Origin of the sequence: Planomicrobium sp. CPCC 101079, assembly GCF_007859275.1 — a bacterium.
GTDB lineage: Bacteria > Bacillota > Bacilli > Bacillales_A > Planococcaceae > Planococcus.
Window position 1 is genome coordinate 76,721 of record NZ_VOHC01000011.1, and the last position, 17,857, is coordinate 94,577.

A 17,857-nucleotide genomic window follows, 5' to 3' on the forward strand; every position below is an offset into this window, starting at 1 on the left:
TGCCTCCTTTGATTGCAGAACGTGCGTTAAGGACACTGGAATATTATAAAATCCGGGAAGAAGTGGCGCGTTACTGTACCTCTTCGCTCGGGAAATCACATGTTGAAAGCTTAGTGCCGTCAACAGATATAAATGAAGTGCAAATTTTGCTGGATCAAATGGACGAAGCTGCAAACGTACTCCGCGTCAAAAACAATGTGCCGATGGGCGGGATTTTTGATATCCGCATGCACGCGAAGCGCGCTCAAATCGGCGGAATGCTGAGCCCCATGGAATTGATGGAAGTCTCATCAACTATCCGGGCTAGCCGGATTTTGCGCCAGTTTTTTGAAGCTATCCAAGAAGAAGGCGGAATTGATATTCCTCATTTTCTGGAGAAAAAAGAATCGATGCCGATATTGACTTCGCTTGAACACGACATCAATATGTGCATCGATGACAACGGCGGCGTACTCGATAGCGCGAGTGCAGCGCTCCGGACCATCCGCCAGCAGCTGCGTGCGCAGGAAAGCCGCGTACGCGAACGCTTGGAAAGTTTAATCCGTGGGAAGAATGCGTCGAAAATGCTGTCTGATTCGATTGTAACGATCCGCAATGACCGCTATGTGATTCCGGTCAAGCAGGAATACCGCAGCCATTATGGCGGCATTGTCCACGATTCATCTTCTTCAGGCCAAACTTTGTTTATCGAACCGGATGCAGTTGTTCAAGCGAACAACGAAGTTCGCCGCTTAAAAGTGAAAGAAAAAGAAGAAATCGACCGCATCTTGCAGATGCTTTCTGCACAAGTGCAGGAAATTGCACATGAATTGTTTGTGCTAGTCGAAGTGCTCGGTGAAATCGATTTAATATTGGCGAAAGCGAAGTACGGTGCTGCCAATAAGTGCTCAAAGCCGGCAATGAACCAAGAAGGCTATATCAATTTGCGCAAAGCGCGCCACCCGCTGATTCCAATTGATGAAGTGGTAGCGAATGACATTGAGTTCGGCGGCGATATCACCGCTATCGTTATTACCGGACCGAATACGGGCGGGAAGACGGTTACACTGAAAACTGTCGGCCTTTGCACGTTAATGGCGCAAGCCGGTTTGCCGGTGCCTGCGCTGGACGGCTCAGAGCTTGCAGTGTTTGATCAAGTGTTTGCAGATATTGGAGACGAACAATCAATCGAGCAAAGCTTGAGTACATTTTCTTCTCATATGGTCAACATTGTCGACATTTTGACGAAGTTTGATGAGAAATCGCTCGTCATTTTTGATGAATTGGGTGCAGGGACCGACCCGCAAGAAGGAGCGGCGCTTGCCATATCGCTTTTGGATGAAGTCCACGGCAGAGGCGCACGGGTCATCGCCACAACCCATTACCCGGAATTGAAAGCTTACGGCTTTAACCGGCCGGGCGTTGCCAATGCCAGCGTTGAGTTTGATGTGGAAACGCTAAGCCCGACTTACCGTCTGTTGATCGGGGTACCTGGGCGAAGCAACGCCTTTGAGATCTCCAAACGGCTTGGTTTACCGGAACACATTATTAATCATGCGAAAAGTTTTACTGGCACTGACCGCCGCGAAGTTGATTCGATGATTGCATCACTTGAAAAGAGCCGCAGGGAATCAGAACGCGACGCGGAACGTTCAAGTGCTGTGCTGCAGGAATCGGAACGGCTGAAAAAAGAGCTGGAAGAGCAGTTGAAACAATACGAAAACCAGAAAGAGCGCTTGGAAGAAAAAGCGAAAGAAAAAGCGCGTAAAATCGTAGAGCAGGCGACACGGGAAGCGGAAACGGTAATGTCCGATTTGCGTAAAATGCAGATGGAACAGGCATCAACCGTTAAAGAGCATCAGTTGATCGATGCGAAAAAACGGCTGGAAGCCGCCATGCCGGAAAACCGGGTATTGAAGAAAGCCGCAAAAGCTAATCAAAGCCGGCCGCTCAAGCCGAACGACGAAGTAAAAGTCATTTCATACGGCCAAAAAGGCACATTAATTGAGAAAGTATCCGATAATGAATGGACTGTCCAGATCGGCATTTTGAAAATGAGGCTGCCGGAATCTGACCTGTTATATACAAAGCCTGAAAAACAAAAAGAAACCCGTACCATGGCGACGCTTAAAAATCGCGACTCCCATGTTAAGCTGGAGCTTGATTTGCGCGGAGAGCGCTATGAAGATGCGCTGGCCCGTGTCGAGAAGTACATTGACGATGCTTTATTATCAAACTACCACCAAGTATCAATCATCCACGGCAAAGGCACAGGAGCGCTTCGCCAAGGCGTGCAGCAGTATTTGAAAAAACATCCGCGCGTGAAAAGCTATCGTTTCGGAGAAGCGGGAGAAGGCGGCTCTGGCGTTACAGTAGCTGAATTAAAGTGATTTTTGAAAAGGGAGAATAGAACATGTCGGAAACTGGATTTTGGACCCATCCGCTCGTTGAAACAGCTGGCTATTTTAGCGTAGTTGTCCTGTGTTTGATCGTTTCAATGGTGATTTTCGAAATCATAACCAAGTACAAAAACTGGGAAGAAATTAAAAAAGGCAATGTCGCTGTCGCAATGGCAACCGGAGGTAAAATTTTCGGCGTCACTAATATTTTCCGCTTTTCCATTGAACAGCATAATTCTTTGCTGCAAATGATTGGGTGGGGCTTATACGGCTTTGCGCTGCTCATATTCGCATATGTCCTATTTGAATTTCTGACCCCGAAATTCAATGTTGATGATGAAATCGAACAGGACAACCGCTCTGTCGGATTTATTTCCATGACGATTTCGGTCGGCTTGTCATACGTGGTCGGTGCCAGTATTTCATAGGAGTTGGACTAAATGGAAAACTTGATTAAAATTTTGTTCGTTTGTTGTGCAATATTTATCATTGTGGGACTAGTGTTTTTGTTTATATAAGAAGCTGGCAGCCGGACACGTTCTGGTTGCCTTTTTTTGTTATGTTCAGAAATAGATTGTAAGCGATATCATTATTCTTTATAATAAAAATAGGAATATTCGCACGAATTCAATCGAATAGGAGGTATGAAGAATGATACAAAAGCCTTGGCTTGCACATTATCCGCCAGAAGTGCCGCATACGCTTTCTTACCCCAGCATCCCGGTCCAGGAATATTTAACCCAAGCTTACGAACAATATCCGGAAAAAGTGGCCGTTCATTTTATGGGCAAAGATCTTTCTTATCGGGAACTGCATGAATCCTCTTTGAAATTTGCGAATTACTTGCAAAAACTTGGCATACAAAAAGGTGATCGGGTGGCAATTATGCTGCCGAACTGTCCGCAGGCGGTCATCAGCTTTTACGGCATCTTGTATGCCGGCGGCGTAGTCGTCATGACCAATCCTCTTTACACCGAACGGGAAATCGCTTATCAAATGAAAGATTGCGGAGCCCGCGCGATTGTGGCTCTCGACATTTTGTTCCCGCGTGTTTCTGCTGTTGTCCAAGAAACAAGTTTAGAAAACATTATTATTACCGGCATAAAAGATTACCTGCCATTCCCGAAAAACATCGTTTATCCTTTTATCCAAAAGCGGCAGCATGGTTTAGCGATTAAAGTAGAGCATCGGGGCATTAACCACTTGTTTACAGAAATCATAAAGAGCGCTCCTCCGCAAGTAGAAGAGCCCGAGTTCAATTTTGAAGAAGATTTGGCGCTGCTCCAATACACAGGAGGCACAACGGGGTCGCCGAAAGGGGTTATGCTGACGCATAAAAATCTCATTTCCAACGCGACGATGTGCGACAGCTGGCTTTACAAATGCAAAAGAGGCGAAGAAACGATATTGGGCATTATTCCGTTATTCCATGTATACGGATTGACAACAGTGCTTATTTTATCCGTCATGCAAGGAAACCGGATGGTCTTGCTGCCGAAATTCGATGCCGAAACGGCGCTGAAAACGATAAACAAACAGAAACCGACCCTTTTCCCAGGCGCACCGACCTTATATATCGGTTTGATGAGCCATCCCGATATTTCGAAATATGACTTGTCTTCAATTGAAGCATGCATGAGCGGCTCTGCGCCGTTGCCTTTGGAAGTGCAAGAGAAGTTTGAAGCGATTACTGGAGGCAAATTGGTCGAAGGATACGGCTTGACCGAAACTTCACCAGTAACCCACTCGAACCTCGTATGGGGCGAACGCACAAAAGGATCGATCGGCTTTCCTTATCCGGATACGGATTGCCAAATTTTTCGCACAGGGACGACAGAGCCTGTCCGGAATGGTGAAATCGGTGAAATCGCCATCAAAGGCCCTCAAGTGATGAAAGGGTATTGGAACCGGCCTGAAGACACGGCCGCAACTATCGTGAATGGCTGGTTGCTGACAGGTGACTTGGGGTATATGGACGCAGGCGGACATTTTTACATCGTCGACCGCAAAAAAGACATGATTATCGCCGGCGGCTTTAATATTTATCCGCGCGAAATCGAAGAAGTGCTGTATGAGCACGAAGCGGTTCAAGAATGTGTCGTGGCGGGCATACCGGATCCGTACCGTGGAGAAACAGTTAAAGCTTTTATTGTCCAGAAAGAAGGATACAATGTTACAGAAAAAGAGTTTGACAGCTATTGCCGGGAACGTTTAGCGTCATTCAAAGTTCCGCGCATCTACGAATTCCGAAAAGAGCTGCCCAAAACAGCAGTCGGCAAAATTCTGCGCCGCAAACTTGTGGATGAAGAAATGGCAAAACAGAACGAAGCCATTCCATCATAAAAAGCTTTATTGCGAGTGTTTGCCAGCATTAGCGGGTATAGGATAAAGCTTGACACCTTATACTATTAACTATAATATGAAAATATGAATGAACCGCCATTCATATTTTCATATTTTTTTGGGTGGTGATGAGTTGGTAAAAAAAGATAAACCAAAATACAGGCAAATTGTCGATGCGGCAGTAATCGTCATTGCTGAAAATGGCTACCATCAAGCGCAAGTATCGAAAATTGCGAAACAGGCCGGCGTAGCCGATGGCACTATTTATCTGTATTTCAAAAACAAAGAAGATATTCTGATTTCAGTATTCCAAGAAAAAATGGGGATATTCGTCAGCAAGCTGGAAGAAATTCTTTCAAAAGAGAGCACAGCATCAGAAAAGCTAGGATCAATGATTGAAAGCCACTTCAGCTTGCTCGCAAATGATATCCACCTCGCGATTGTCACTCAACTCGAACTTCGGCAATCCAATACCGAAATCCGTATGAGAATCAATGGCGTGTTAAAAGAATACTTAATGCTGATGGATAAGATCCTGGTTTTGGGAATGGAAAACGGAGAATTTGATAAAACGATGGATATCCGTTTAGCAAGGCAGATGGTTTTCGGTACAATGGATGAGACGATTACTACTTGGGTTATGAATGACCATAAGTACGATTTAGTCGAATTGGCGCCAAAAGTTCATCGATTATTGATGAAAGGCATGCGCACATAAGAAAGGGGCTTATTGAATGGAATTCATCAGTTGGACGAAAGAAGACGGGGTCGCGATTGCGGCGATCAACCGTCCTCCGGCGAACGCCTTATCGCGGTCGCTGATTTTAGAAGTGGACGAATTGCTCAATCAAGTGGAGCATGATGAAGAAGTCCGCGTTATCTTATTGCACGGCGAGGGAAGATTTTTCTCAGCCGGCGCTGACATCAAGGAATTCACAGCTGTTAACTCAGGTGAAGAATTTTCGAAACTTTCCGCTAGCGGACAAAAAGTTTTCGAACGCGTTGAGTCCTTCCATAAGCCGGTCATAGCGGCCATCCACGGGGCAGCTTTAGGCGGCGGACTGGAGCTGGCAATGAGCTGCCATATGCGTTTTGTCACTGAAAATGCTAAACTGGGATTGCCTGAACTTCAATTGGGCCTGATTCCTGGATTTGCTGGTACACAGCGTTTGCCAAGGTATGTAGGCGTTGCAAAAGCGGCAGAAATGCTGTTGACGAGCGATCCGATTTCCGGAACGGAAGCGGCGCAGTACGGGCTTGCTAACCGGGCGTTCGCCGAGGAAGACCTAATTAAGCAAGCGCTTTCAATTGCAAAGAAAATTGCGAAGAAAAGCCCTGTGGCTGTGAAGGCGGCGATTGACATGCTTCAATATGCAAAACATGCTTCATATTTCGAAGGGGTCGAAGCGGAAGCTCAGTCATTTGGTACGGTTTTCGAATCGGAAGACGCAAAAGAAGGCATTCAGGCTTTTCTGGAAAAACGCGAAGCACAATTCAAAGGGAAATAATACTTGGGAGGTTTCTGTTCATGAACATTTATGTATTGGTAAAAAGAACTTTTGACACTGAAGAAAAACTGGTTATCTCTAACGGCAAAATCCAGGAAGACGGTGCGGAATTCATCATCAACCCTTACGATGAGTACGCGATTGAAGAAGCAATCACAGTCCGCGATGCGCACGGCGGCGAAGTAACCGTCATCACAATTGGCGGCGAAGAAGCGGAAAAACAATTGCGGACTGCACTTGCAATGGGTGCCGATAAAGCGGTTTTAATCAATACAGAAGACGATCTTGAAGAAATGGACCAATATACAACTGCATACATATTGGCTGAATACTTGAAAGACAAAGATGCCGATTTAATTTTGGCTGGAAACGTAGCAATCGACGGAGGATCTGGCCAAGTGGGTCCGCGTGTAGCCGATTTGCTCGGCATTAACTATGTCACAACGATTACTGACCTTCAAATTGAGGGAACAGCAGTTAAGATTGTCCGAGACATCGAAGGGGATGCAGAAGAACTTGAAACATCGCTGCCGCTGTTGGTAACTGCGCAGCAAGGATTGAACGAACCCCGTTACCCATCGCTTCCAGGAATCATGAAAGCGAAGAAAAAACCGCTTGAAGAAGTTGAAATTGATGATCTTGATATCGAAGAAGATGACGTAGAACCGAAGACGGAAACGCTAGAAATCTACATGCCGCCTAAAAAAGCCGCTGGCCGGATTTTAGAAGGTGACTTGTCTACGCAAGTATCTGATTTAGTTGGTTTATTGCGCAACGAAGCGAAAGTTATATAAAAGCAATTAGTTCAATTCGTATCCATTGATTTTTCACATCTACTTAGGGGGTAAACTGACTATGTCGAAAAAAGTACTAGTGTTGGCTGAAACGCGCGAAGGTGCATTGCGCAACGTATCATTTGAAGCGATTGCCGCTGCGAAGCAAATTGCCGGCGGAGGAGAAGTGGTCGCGGTGCTGCTGGGGGATTCAGTCAGCGAATTCGGTGCAGAACTTGTCAACTACGGGGCGGATCGCGTCATCACTGTTGAACATCCACACTTAAAATCATATACATCTGATGGCTATGGCCAGGCGTTCATGGCTGTTATCGAACAAGAAAGTCCAGAAGGCATCGTCTTCGGGCATACAGCGGTTGGAAAAGACCTCTCACCTAAAATTGCATCAAAACTGCAGGCTGGATTGGTTTCCGACGTGACAGCGATTGAAGGGGAAGGCGATGGCGCTGTATTCGTCCGCCCGATCTATTCGGGTAAAGCATTTGAGAAAAAGACAATTAAAGAAGGCATTACTTTTGTAACAATCCGCCCGAACAATATCGCGCCGCTTGCGCGTGAAGAGCGTTCAGGAGATGTGAGCTCACTTTCTGTAGACATTACAAACTTGCGTACGATCATTAGAAATGTGGTTCGCAAATCGGCAGAAGGCGTTGACCTTTCAGAAGCGAAAGTGATTGTAGCTGGCGGCCGTGGCGTGAAGAGCGCAGACGGATTTGCGCCGCTCCAGGAACTTGCGAACCTTTTAGGGGGAGCGGTTGGTGCGTCGCGCGGAGCCTGCGATGCGGACTACGTGGACTATTCGCTGCAAATCGGCCAAACAGGAAAAGTTGTTACACCTGATTTGTATATTGCTGCTGGTATTTCGGGTGCAATTCAGCATTTGGCGGGCATGTCCAACTCGAAAGTCATTGTTGCCATCAACAAAGACCCTGAGGCAAATATTTTCAAAGTAGCAGACTATGGCATTGTCGGCGACTTGTTTGAAGTTGTTCCGATGCTGACGGAAGAATTCCGTAAAGTAATGTAATAGGGAAGCGGCCTTCTCGATGAGAAGGCCGCTTTTATTCGTTTAGTGGGAAATTATGCGGGTAGAGTAAGAGTAGGCAAAAAATTAGCGGGTGAAATAATCGCATGCTATAATCGTTTTATAGTTAGGGTTTACAAAATAAGGAGGAATTATTAATGGCAATTGTACACGGCACAGATCAAAACTTTTCACAAGAAATCGCAGAAGGTTTAGTATTAGTCGATTTTTGGGCGACTTGGTGCGGACCATGTAAAATGATTGCTCCAGTATTAGAAGAATTGGACGCTGAAATGAGCGACAAAGTAAAAATCGTTAAAGTAGACGTCGATGAAAACCAAGAAACAGCAGGAAACTACGGCATTATGTCGATTCCTACTCTTTTGTTGATGAAAGACGGAGAAACAGTTGATAAAGTAGTAGGTTTCAGACCAAAAGAAGCTTTGGCTGAATTGGTTAACCAACACGCATAATTCTAAACCGGGTCCAGCGATGGCGCCCGGTTTTTTAATAGGGTGAGAGAAGATGAAAAACGAATTGCTGCAGCATAAGCTGGCGGTGCTTCCTGACCAGCCGGGATGCTATTTGATGAAAGACCGCCAAAATACCATTATCTACGTCGGCAAGGCAAAAGTGCTGAAAAACCGGGTGCGCTCCTACTTTACGGGAAGCCATGACGCGAAAACCCAGCGCCTTGTCAATGAAATTGAGGATTTCGAGTATATTGTGACAAGTTCGGATAAAGAAGCTTTGATCCTTGAGTTGAACTTGATAAAAAAGCATGATCCGAAATACAACATCATGCTGAAGGACGACAAATCCTATCCGTATCTGAAAATTACGGGAGAGCGGCATCCAAAGCTGATCACGACACGCCAAGTAAAGAAGGACAAGGGCAAGTATTTCGGCCCTTATCCCAATGCATTCGCGGCAAGTGAAACGAAAAAGTTGCTAGACCGCTTGTATCCTCTCCGGAAATGCCACACGATGCCGGACCGCGCATGCCTTTACTATCATATGGGGCAATGCCTGGCGCCGTGCATCAAACCGATTGAACAAGAAACCTATCAAGAAATGATTGAAGGCATTACAAAGTTTCTAAACGGCGGATTCCGCGAAGTCAAGCAGCAGCTGGTGGAAAAGATGTCAGAAGCTGCTGAAAATCTGGAGTTTGAACGGGCGAAAGAATACCGCGATCAAATTTCGCATATCGAGACCGTCATGGAAAAGCAGAAGATGGCAATGAATGATTTCACAAATCGTGATGTTTTTGCTTATGCTGTCGATAAAGGCTGGATGTGCGTCCAAGTGTTTTTTGTGCGGCAAGGGAAATTGATTGAACGCGACGTTTCGCTTTTCCCGTTATACCGAGATCCGCAAGAAGAGTTCCAGACGTTCCTTGGCCAATTTTATGAGCAGTCGCATCATGTGAAGCCGAACGAAATTTTATTGCCGGAAGGCGAGGATGCGGAACTGATCAAGGAATGGCTTGAAATCCGTACGCTTGTCCCACAGCGAGGCAAGAAAAAAGATTTGGTGGAATTGGCGAAGAAAAACGCGGAAATTGCAATCAGGGAAAAGTTCCAGCTGCTTGAGCGGCAGGAAACGAAAACCATTGGAGCCTGCGAAGAACTGGGCGAAGCCATGAACATCGAAACACCGCTGCGCATCGAGGCGTTCGATAACTCCCATATCCAAGGGGCAGATGCCGTATCTGCAATGATTACATTCATCGACGGCAAACCGTCGAAGAAAGATTACCGTAAATACAAGACACGCAATGCGTCAAAACCTGATGACTACGCAGCGATGCGCGAAGTCATTCGCCGACGCTATACCCGCGTCTTAAAAGATGAATTGCCATTGCCGGATTTGATCATCATCGATGGGGGCAAAGGGCAGATCGAGTCGGCGCGCGAAATTTTGGAAGACGAACTTGGACTGTCGATTCCGATTGCCGGCCTTGCCAAAGATGACAAGCACCAAACATCGCAGCTTTTATATGGCTCGCCGATTGAAGTGGTGCCGCTGAAACGGACGAGTGAAGCGTTCTATCTATTGCAGCGCATACAAGATGAAGTGCACCGTTTTGTCATAACGTTCCATCGCCAGCTTAGAGGCAAGAACGCCATTACATCGGCACTCGATAATTTGGAAGGTGTCGGGCCGAAACGCAAACAGCAATTGCTCAAGCATTTCGGTTCAGTGAAAAAAATAAAAGAAGCATCTGTCGATGAACTGAAACAAGCCGGCATGCCGGTGGCGCTGGCTGCTTCTATCCATAAACACTTTGCTGAACAGGCATTGTCAACGGAATAAGAGTATGCTATCGTAATAACATAATTAAATCACTTGTAACGAGTGGTGATAGAGGTGCGAACGTCAAAAGTACCCATTCAGAGATGTACAGAGTCTGTGAAGAATGGGGAAAGGGGCGGTCGCCGAAGTGTGCGGAGGGCTGTAAACCCGCATGCTGGTCCTGCATTTAAGAAGTGCAGGGCTGTCAGAGTCGATCTCTGGAGGGCTATCTCACATGGACGTTTTTCGTACATGATAAAAGAGGTAGTTTGCTGCATCCGCAGCGGGCTGCCTCTTTTTTTGTTGAGAGCCACAATAACTGTGGGAGTGGATAAAATGGAAACTGTTGTGATGAAGTTCGGCGGCACATCGGTTGCGACACCAGAAAAAATTATCGGGGTCGCAAAACGTGCCATCCAGGAAAAAGAAAAAGGCAATCGAGTGGTCATCGTCGTATCGGCAATGGGAAAGACGACAGATACCCTTGTGGCATTGGCCAACGAAATATCGGCAGATCCGCCAAAAAGGGAAATGGACATGTTGCTTGCAACCGGGGAACAAGTGACGATTTCGCTTCTCGCGATGGCATTTAAAGCGCTCGGCCATGAGGCGTTGTCGTTCACTGGATGGCAAGCGGGCATAGAAACTGAATCGGTGCCGCGCAATGCGCGTATCGAACAAATACATACAGAACGCCTGGAGCGGGTTTTGGACAACGGCTATTTCTGTGTGGTTGCCGGTTTCCAAGGCGTGGACAAAGTCGGCAACATTACAACGCTTGGCCGCGGCGGATCCGATACGACTGCAGTGGCGCTTGCCGCAGCATTAAAAGCAGCGAAATGTGAAATCTATACAGATGTCGATGGCGTCTACACGGCTGATCCACGCTATGTTGCCGGTGCACGGAAATTGGAACAGATTTCATATGATGAAATGCTTGAACTGGCCAATTTGGGAGCAGGGGTGCTGCATCCGCGCGCAGTTGAATTTGCTAAGAACAACAGGGTCCCGTTATCAGTGAGAGCGAGTTATTCGGACGAACCGGGAACAATCATACAAGAGGTGATCACAGTGGAGAAAAATCTTATTGTCAGAGGCGTTGCCTTTGAAAAGGGAATTGCCCGAGTAACAGCGAGCTACGAGAAACCGTTCAATGGCTCGCTTGCGAAAATTTTCATGAAGCTTGCCGAACATCATATTGATGTCGATATTATTGTCCAAAGTATATCCGAAGATGTTCCGCCGTCCGTGTCGTTTTCTATCAAGGAAGACAGCCTGGAAGAAACAAAACGCGTTTTAGAAGAATATCGCGATGAAATCGGCTTTTTAAAAGCGAATTACGAGGTTGGCTTGGCGAAAGTCTCTATCGTCGGTTCCGGTATGGTCTCTAACCCAGGTGTTGCTGCGCATATGTTTGACGTTCTCCGTCTGCAAGATATCCCGGTTAAAATGGTCAGCACGTCAGAGATCAAGGTTTCTGTCGTCGTGCCGGAAAGCGACATGGAGAAATCTGCTAACGCGCTGCATGATGCGTACGAATTATCATATTAAGAAAACAAGACCCAACTCCAGTTGGGTCTTGTTTTAAGATTACGGTATATAAAACACATCCTATAAAAAATAATCCAAACTATGCATTTGCCGTATTTGTCATAGTTTAGACACGTTCGCGGAGGTCTGTTTTTAAGGTGATGCGCACTAAATTCTTTTTCTGAAATACTTCTTCGTGTGCTTCAGTCAGAAAGCCGTCCAGTTTTTGTTTTTGCTGTGCAAGAAAACCGGCTTCCAATTTAAAGCAGCGATTTTCTATTTTAGAAGGAATAAGCGTATAAATTGTTTCATCCTTGGAAGCTTTTTCAAGAGTCAATTCTCCGAAGCTAGCTGAGGAAAAGAAGTCAGGAGCTTCTTCCATAGAATATAAAGGGAACTTCCGGGCGATCGATTTGCCCGCCCAATAGAGAATTTCTGTTTCATGAGGCCCTAAAATTTCTGGCAGAAGGTAGTCCCTAATCACTTCATAACCGAAATGCTCGTTCGAGTTTGTATCAGATGCAGCCATAATAAACCTACTTTCACTATAATAAAATACTATTAAGAATGTTTGTAAAAACAACGAGTTGCCTTGACGCTCCTTTTTGCGGGGAGTACAATAAATATGTCATATTATTGTATCATGATGTTAGTTGCAGTCAATGGATGCTTTCGTAACATATCGATGGCTCTTTTTGCTGCCTATCAATAGGTTGAGGGGGGTAAAAAATTTGGAAAATCGTGAATTTTTATTGCGCAGACTGCACTCATTATTAGGTATCATCCCGATCGGTGTTTTCTTGACGCAGCATTTAATCGTCAACCATTTTGCAACACAGGGTGAGTCTGCATTTAACGATGCGTCCCACTTCATGGCGAATCTTCCTTTCGTCATATTCTTGGAGATTTTCGTTATTTATCTACCGTTGGTGTATCATGCATTTTACGGCTTGTACATAGCGTTTACTTCAAAACACAATGTGGGGCATTACAGTTATTTGAGAAACCGTTTACTTGTTTTGCAGAGATACACAGGAATTTTCCTTGTTGTCTTTATCGCATGGCATGTATTTGAAACGCGTTTCCAAGTAGCGGTCGGCAACGCAGCAGAAGCAGATTTTAATATGATGGCAGATATTCTGGCTAATCCGCTTATGTTGGCATTCTACATCGTCGGTGTCTTGTCAGCGACTTTCCACTTAGCGAACGGATTATGGTCTTTCCTAGTAACTTGGGGAATTACGCAATCTGAAAAATCACAGCGCTATGCTAACTATTTCACACTTCTAGTATTTATCGTACTATCAGTTATTGGTATCAGAGCTTTGTTCGCGTTCGTTTAAGAACGCTTTCATATTGGTGAACTAAAAGAGGAGTGAATACCAAAATGGCGAAAGGCAAACTTATTATTGTCGGCGGAGGCCTGGCTGGTTTAATGGCAGCGATTAAAGCTGCAGAAGCCGGATCACCCGTTGAACTATTTTCAATCGTTCCGGTTAAACGGTCCCACTCGGTTTGTGCACAGGGCGGAATTAACGGAGCGGTTAATACAAAAGGTGAAGGGGATTCCCCTGCAATTCACTTTGATGACACTGTTTACGGCGGAGATTTCTTGGCAAACCAAAAGCCGGTTCAAGCAATGGCGGATGCAGCACCAGCAATTATCCGTTTGCTTGACCGTATGGGCGTTATGTTTAACCGTACGCCTGAAGGTTTGTTGGATTTCCGCCGTTTCGGCGGAACAATGCACCACAGAACGGCATTTGCCGGCGCGACAACAGGCCAGCAACTGCTTTACGCACTTGACGAGCAAGTACGCCGCCAAGAAGCGAACGGTTTGGTTACAAAATACGAAGGCTGGGAATTCCTTGGCCTCGTGCTTGATGAAAACGGCGTAAGCCGCGGCATCACAGCTCAAAACATGACGACCATGGAAATCAAAGCATTCCGCGGCGATGCAGTTATCATGGCAACTGGCGGACCTGGGATTATTTTCGGGAAATCAACAAACTCAGTAATCAATACAGGATCAGCAGCTTCGATCGTGTATCAGCAAGGCGCATATTACGCAAACGGCGAATTTATCCAAATTCACCCGACAGCAATTCCTGGAGACGACAAACTTCGCTTGATGTCAGAATCGGCACGCGGAGAGGGCGGACGTATTTGGACATACAAAGACGGCAAGCCTTGGTACTTCCTTGAAGAAAAATATCCGGCATACGGAAACTTGGTTCCACGTGATATTGCGACGCGTGAAATCTTCGATGTCTGCGTTAACCAAAAACTGGGCATCAACGGCGAAAACATGGTGTACTTGGACCTTTCCCATAAAGATCCAAAAGAATTGGACATCAAACTTGGCGGAATCATTGAAATCTATGAGAAATTCACAGGCGACGATCCGCGCAAAGTACCGATGAAGATTTTCCCGGCAGTCCACTATTCAATGGGCGGACTATGGGTTGACGATCACCAAATGACGAACATTCCAGGCGTATTGGCTGCAGGGGAATGCGATTATTCACAGCACGGCGCGAACCGCCTAGGCGCGAATTCGCTTTTATCCGCGATTTACGGCGGAATGGTAGCAGGGCCGAACGCTATTGAATATATTCAAGGTTTGGATACACTTGCTGAAGACCTTCCTTCTGATATTTTCGATGCAGCAGTTGCTGAAGAGCAGCGCAAGTGGGAAGAAATTTTGGCGCTTGACGGCACTGAAAACGCCTATGTTCTGCACAAAGAACTTGGCGAATGGATGACGGATAACGTGACTGTAGTGCGCTATAACGACAGACTGCAGAAAACGGATGAAAAGATTCAGGAACTGTTACAACGTTTTGACAACATCAGCATGACGGACACACAACTTTGGAGCAATCAGGGTGCAATGTTCGCACGCCAATTGAAAAACATGTTACATTTAGCTAGAGTAATCACAATCGGTGCGTTAATGCGCAACGAAAGCCGTGGCGCTCATTATAAACCGGAGTTCCCAGAGCGTAATGATGCAGAATTCTTGAAAACGACAATGGCTAAATTTAATGGATACAATGCACCAATCTTCCATTACGAAGAAGTCGATGTTTCATTAATTCCACCGCGGAAGCGCGATTATTCAGCGAAACACTAAGAAGGGAGCTATTTTACCATGGGTGAAGCAGCAAAAACGGTTATATTTGAAGTCGAACGCAGAAACTCTACGAACGAAGAGTCGTATTGGGAAAAGTTCGAATTGCCATATCGCGCCAACATGAATGTCATCTCGGCATTGATGGAAATCCGTCGTAACCCTGTCAATATGGAAGGGAAAAAGACATCCCCGGTAACTTGGGACATGAACTGTCTTGAAGAAGTTTGTGGCGCATGTTCAATGGTCATCAACGGTAAAGCCCGTCAATCATGTACGGCTTTGGTAGACCAACTTGAACAGCCGATCCGCCTTCAACCAATGAAAACATTCCCTGTAGTCCGCGACTTGATCGTTGACCGCAGCCGTATGTTCGAATCGTTGAAAAAAGTTAAAGCGTGGGTGCCGATCGATGGTACGCATGACCTTGGAGAAGGTCCGCGTATGCCTGAACGCAAACGCCAATGGGCTTATGAATTATCTAAATGTATGACTTGCGGTGTATGCTTAGAAGCATGCCCGAACGTTAACGATAAATCCGATTTCATCGGACCTGCACCACTTTCACAAGTACGTCTTTTCAATGCGCATCCAACAGGGGCCATGAACCGCGATGAGCGTTTGAACGCTATCATGGGCGATGGCGGGCTAGGGAGTTGCAGTAACTCTCAAAACTGCGTTGAATCTTGCCCTAAAGGAATTCCTTTGACAACTTCAATCGCAGCGCTGAACCGTGAAACAACAGTCCAAATGTTCCGCAACTTCTTCGGAAGCGACAGAATGGTTGACTAGTAGCTATCTTAAAACCTCCGCTTGGCGGAGGTTTTTTATTTTTTTATCGGCCATTATTTTTCGGACCTTTTAACGTGTTTTTGCTATACTAACAAAACAAACCTTTTTTTGAGAGGAGACTGTTATGAAAGCGAAGTATATTGATGATTTTGAAAGCTGGAAAAAAGGCTTTTCGTTTTCGGTGCCGGTACAAGTGCGTTTTTCAGAAACAGATATGTTTGGCCACGTCAACAACACGGTGCCCATTACGTATTTTGAATTTGCTCGGATCGAATACATGAAAGAACTTGGCCTCATGCAAAACTGGCTTGCAGGAGAAAGTAAATTATTTCCTGTTGTCGCAGATATCCAAGTCGATTATACTCAACAAGTGTATTTTGATGAGAAGCTCAATGTTCACGTGAAAATTGATTCCGTAGGCAATTCGTCTGTCGATGTCCATTACTGGGTAACCAATGAAAAAGAGGAAACATGCTTTACGGGGCGTGGCGCTATGGTCCAGATTTCCAAAGAGACAGGCAAAGGCCATCCTTGGTCGAAACAGGAAAAAGAGCTTTTGCAAAATAATGGGGTAGAGGCAGCGAAACTTTAAGGAATTCTTGCCATATGGATAAAAAACCCTCACTATAGAAGTAAGATTCGTTCTTAAGGAGTGAAACAGGAAAATGGCCAATGACACGAGAAACCATACTCATGATCCAGAAAAGGTAGCTTTTATGGAAAAAGAATTGCGGTATATTTCTGGCATTATTAAACAAAAAGGTAGAGAAATTTTGAATTCCTATACAATCACGCCTCCGCAATTTGTTGCATTGCAATGGCTGTTTGAACATGGGGATATGACAATCGGTGATCTATCGAACAAAATGTATTTAGCATTCAGTACAACGACCGATTTGGTCGACCGCATGGAAAAGAACAATTTGGTCATGCGCATCCGCGAAGAACAGGATCGCCGCGTCGTTCGCATCAAGCTGCTGCAAGAAGGCGAACGCATCATTGAAGAAGTGATCCAAAAAAGGCAGGAGTATCTTGAAACGGTTCTTGCCGATTTTACACAGTCAGAAGTAGAGCAATTCTCATTCTTGCTTGAGAAATTGCACACAAACATGAAATAGGATTGAGGAGATTAACGGTGAATGCACCAATTGGTGTTATTGATTCGGGAGTGGGCGGTTTGACCGTCGCTAAAGAAATAATGAAGCTCTTGCCAAATGAACAAATTTACTACGTCGGTGATAATGCCAGGTGCCCTTACGGCCCACGTCCAATCGCGGAAGTGCGGAAGTATACGTGGCAAATGGCAACTGCTTTAATGCAGAAGAATATTAAAATGCTTGTAATCGCGTGCAATACTGCGACTGCAGCAGCACTCAACTCGCTGCAGAAGAATTTGCCGATTCCTGTGATCGGCGTTATTTTTCCTGGCGCGCGTGCTGCGATAACTTCTTCTTCCACAAAAGAGATTGCGGTTCTCGGGACTTTAGGGACAGTGAAAAGCGGTGCATATGAAAAAGCGATCAAGTCGCTCGTTTCATCTTCACATGTCGTACAACTGGCTTGCCCGAAATTTGTACCGCTCGTGGAAAGTGATGAATACGAAGGCGAGTTTGCCCGTGAAATGGTGAGGGAGACGCTTTCTGAACTAGAAGGGGAATCGTTTGATACGGCCATACTCGGCTGCACCCATTATCCGCTGCTTCAAGGGTTTATCGAAGAAGTTTTCGGCAAAGGCGTCCATGTGCTTTCTTCGGCAGAGGAAACCGCGAAAGATGTCGAAAGGCATTTGGAGTATATAAAACAGCGCGCTACACGGACAAAGCCGCCTGTTCATCATTTTTACACGTCCGGCTCCACGCCGATTTTTACGACCATCATCCAGAAGTGGCTTGGAATCGAAGAGCCTCTTATCCATTCCATCCGCTTTCCGAAAACCTGACAGCTTGCTGTCAGGTTTTTTGTTTGTGGAGGAACGCTGCCGCTGCTGATTCAAACCCTTCTGCCTTTTCACTGAGCATCCCCACATACCAAGTGAACTTAACCGGCAAAATTGAGCG

Annotated in this window: 17 protein-coding genes and 1 riboswitch; of the genes, 16 read left to right on the forward strand and 1 reads right to left on the reverse strand. The window is 45.8% G+C overall.

The window, feature by feature from the left end; genetic code table 11:
• Positions 1–8: 8 nt before the first annotated feature.
• From FQV28_RS04845 to FQV28_RS04890, 10 genes are all read left to right on the forward strand, one after another.
• Positions 9–2,369: an endonuclease MutS2 gene (locus FQV28_RS04845; protein ID WP_146494447.1), complete on the forward strand. Its 2,361-nt coding sequence runs from the start codon at positions 9–11 to the stop codon at positions 2,367–2,369.
• 23 nt (positions 2,370–2,392) lie between these two features.
• Positions 2,393–2,806 carry a DUF350 domain-containing protein gene (locus tag FQV28_RS04850; protein WP_146494448.1) on the forward strand — a complete coding sequence of 138 codons (414 nt, stop codon included), beginning with the start codon at positions 2,393–2,395 and terminating at the stop codon, positions 2,804–2,806.
• 223 nt (positions 2,807–3,029) lie between these two features.
• Positions 3,030–4,721 carry an AMP-binding protein gene (locus tag FQV28_RS04855; RefSeq protein ID WP_146494449.1) on the forward strand — a complete coding sequence of 564 codons (1,692 nt, stop codon included), beginning with the start codon at positions 3,030–3,032 and terminating at the stop codon, positions 4,719–4,721.
• An 88-nt stretch (positions 4,722–4,809) separates the two neighbouring features.
• Positions 4,810–5,439: a fatty acid metabolism transcriptional regulator FadR gene (locus FQV28_RS04860; protein WP_146494450.1), complete on the forward strand. Its 630-nt coding sequence runs from the start codon at positions 4,810–4,812 to the stop codon at positions 5,437–5,439.
• Positions 5,440–5,455: 16 nt separating this feature from the next.
• Positions 5,456–6,229, forward strand: coding sequence for an enoyl-CoA hydratase (locus FQV28_RS04865; RefSeq protein ID WP_146494451.1), 774 nt, complete (start codon positions 5,456–5,458; stop codon positions 6,227–6,229).
• 20 nt (positions 6,230–6,249) lie between these two features.
• A complete protein-coding gene (locus tag FQV28_RS04870) occupies positions 6,250–7,023 on the forward strand; it encodes an electron transfer flavoprotein subunit beta/FixA family protein (RefSeq protein ID WP_146494452.1) in 774 nt (257 codons plus the stop codon).
• Between the two features lie 61 nt (positions 7,024–7,084).
• On the forward strand, positions 7,085–8,050 hold the full coding sequence (locus FQV28_RS04875; RefSeq protein ID WP_146494453.1) for an electron transfer flavoprotein subunit alpha/FixB family protein: 966 nt from the start codon (positions 7,085–7,087) through the stop codon (positions 8,048–8,050).
• Positions 8,051–8,205: 155 nt separating this feature from the next.
• Positions 8,206–8,520, forward strand: coding sequence for a thioredoxin (gene trxA, locus FQV28_RS04880; RefSeq protein WP_106533870.1), 315 nt, complete (start codon positions 8,206–8,208; stop codon positions 8,518–8,520).
• A gap of 52 nt (positions 8,521–8,572) precedes the next feature.
• Positions 8,573–10,366 (forward strand): excinuclease ABC subunit UvrC, encoded by a 1,794-nt coding sequence (uvrC, locus tag FQV28_RS04885; RefSeq protein WP_146494454.1) that lies wholly within the window; start codon positions 8,573–8,575, stop codon positions 10,364–10,366.
• 41 nt (positions 10,367–10,407) lie between these two features.
• Positions 10,408–10,582, forward strand: a riboswitch (Lysine riboswitch).
• A 99-nt stretch (positions 10,583–10,681) separates the two neighbouring features.
• Positions 10,682–11,896 carry an aspartate kinase gene (locus FQV28_RS04890; RefSeq protein ID WP_146494455.1) on the forward strand — a complete coding sequence of 405 codons (1,215 nt, stop codon included), beginning with the start codon at positions 10,682–10,684 and terminating at the stop codon, positions 11,894–11,896.
• Positions 11,897–12,002: 106 nt separating this feature from the next.
• Here FQV28_RS04890 and FQV28_RS04895 read toward each other — a convergent pair whose 3' ends face one another.
• Positions 12,003–12,458, reverse strand: coding sequence for a YslB family protein (locus FQV28_RS04895; protein WP_370455112.1), 456 nt, complete (start codon positions 12,456–12,458; stop codon positions 12,003–12,005).
• Between the two features lie 148 nt (positions 12,459–12,606).
• Here FQV28_RS04895 and FQV28_RS04900 point away from each other — a divergent pair, with 148 nt between their 5' ends.
• The 6 genes from FQV28_RS04900 (at position 12,607) to racE (ending at position 17,739) form a co-directional block, all read left to right on the forward strand.
• Positions 12,607–13,218: a succinate dehydrogenase cytochrome b558 subunit gene (locus FQV28_RS04900; protein WP_186763784.1), complete on the forward strand. Its 612-nt coding sequence runs from the start codon at positions 12,607–12,609 to the stop codon at positions 13,216–13,218.
• 44 nt (positions 13,219–13,262) lie between these two features.
• Complete coding sequence (gene sdhA, locus FQV28_RS04905) at positions 13,263–15,011, forward strand: succinate dehydrogenase flavoprotein subunit (RefSeq protein WP_146494457.1); 1,749 nt, start codon at positions 13,263–13,265, stop codon at positions 15,009–15,011.
• 18 nt (positions 15,012–15,029) lie between these two features.
• Positions 15,030–15,800: a succinate dehydrogenase iron-sulfur subunit gene (gene sdhB / locus FQV28_RS04910; protein ID WP_146494458.1), complete on the forward strand. Its 771-nt coding sequence runs from the start codon at positions 15,030–15,032 to the stop codon at positions 15,798–15,800.
• A 124-nt stretch (positions 15,801–15,924) separates the two neighbouring features.
• Positions 15,925–16,392, forward strand: a complete 468-nt coding sequence (locus tag FQV28_RS04915; RefSeq protein WP_146494459.1) for an acyl-CoA thioesterase — start codon at positions 15,925–15,927, stop codon at positions 16,390–16,392.
• 73 nt (positions 16,393–16,465) lie between these two features.
• Complete coding sequence (locus FQV28_RS04920; RefSeq protein ID WP_146494460.1) at positions 16,466–16,918, forward strand: MarR family winged helix-turn-helix transcriptional regulator; 453 nt, start codon at positions 16,466–16,468, stop codon at positions 16,916–16,918.
• 17 nt (positions 16,919–16,935) lie between these two features.
• A complete protein-coding gene (gene racE, locus FQV28_RS04925) occupies positions 16,936–17,739 on the forward strand; it encodes a glutamate racemase (protein WP_146494461.1) in 804 nt (267 codons plus the stop codon).
• Positions 17,740–17,857 lie beyond the last annotated feature (118 nt).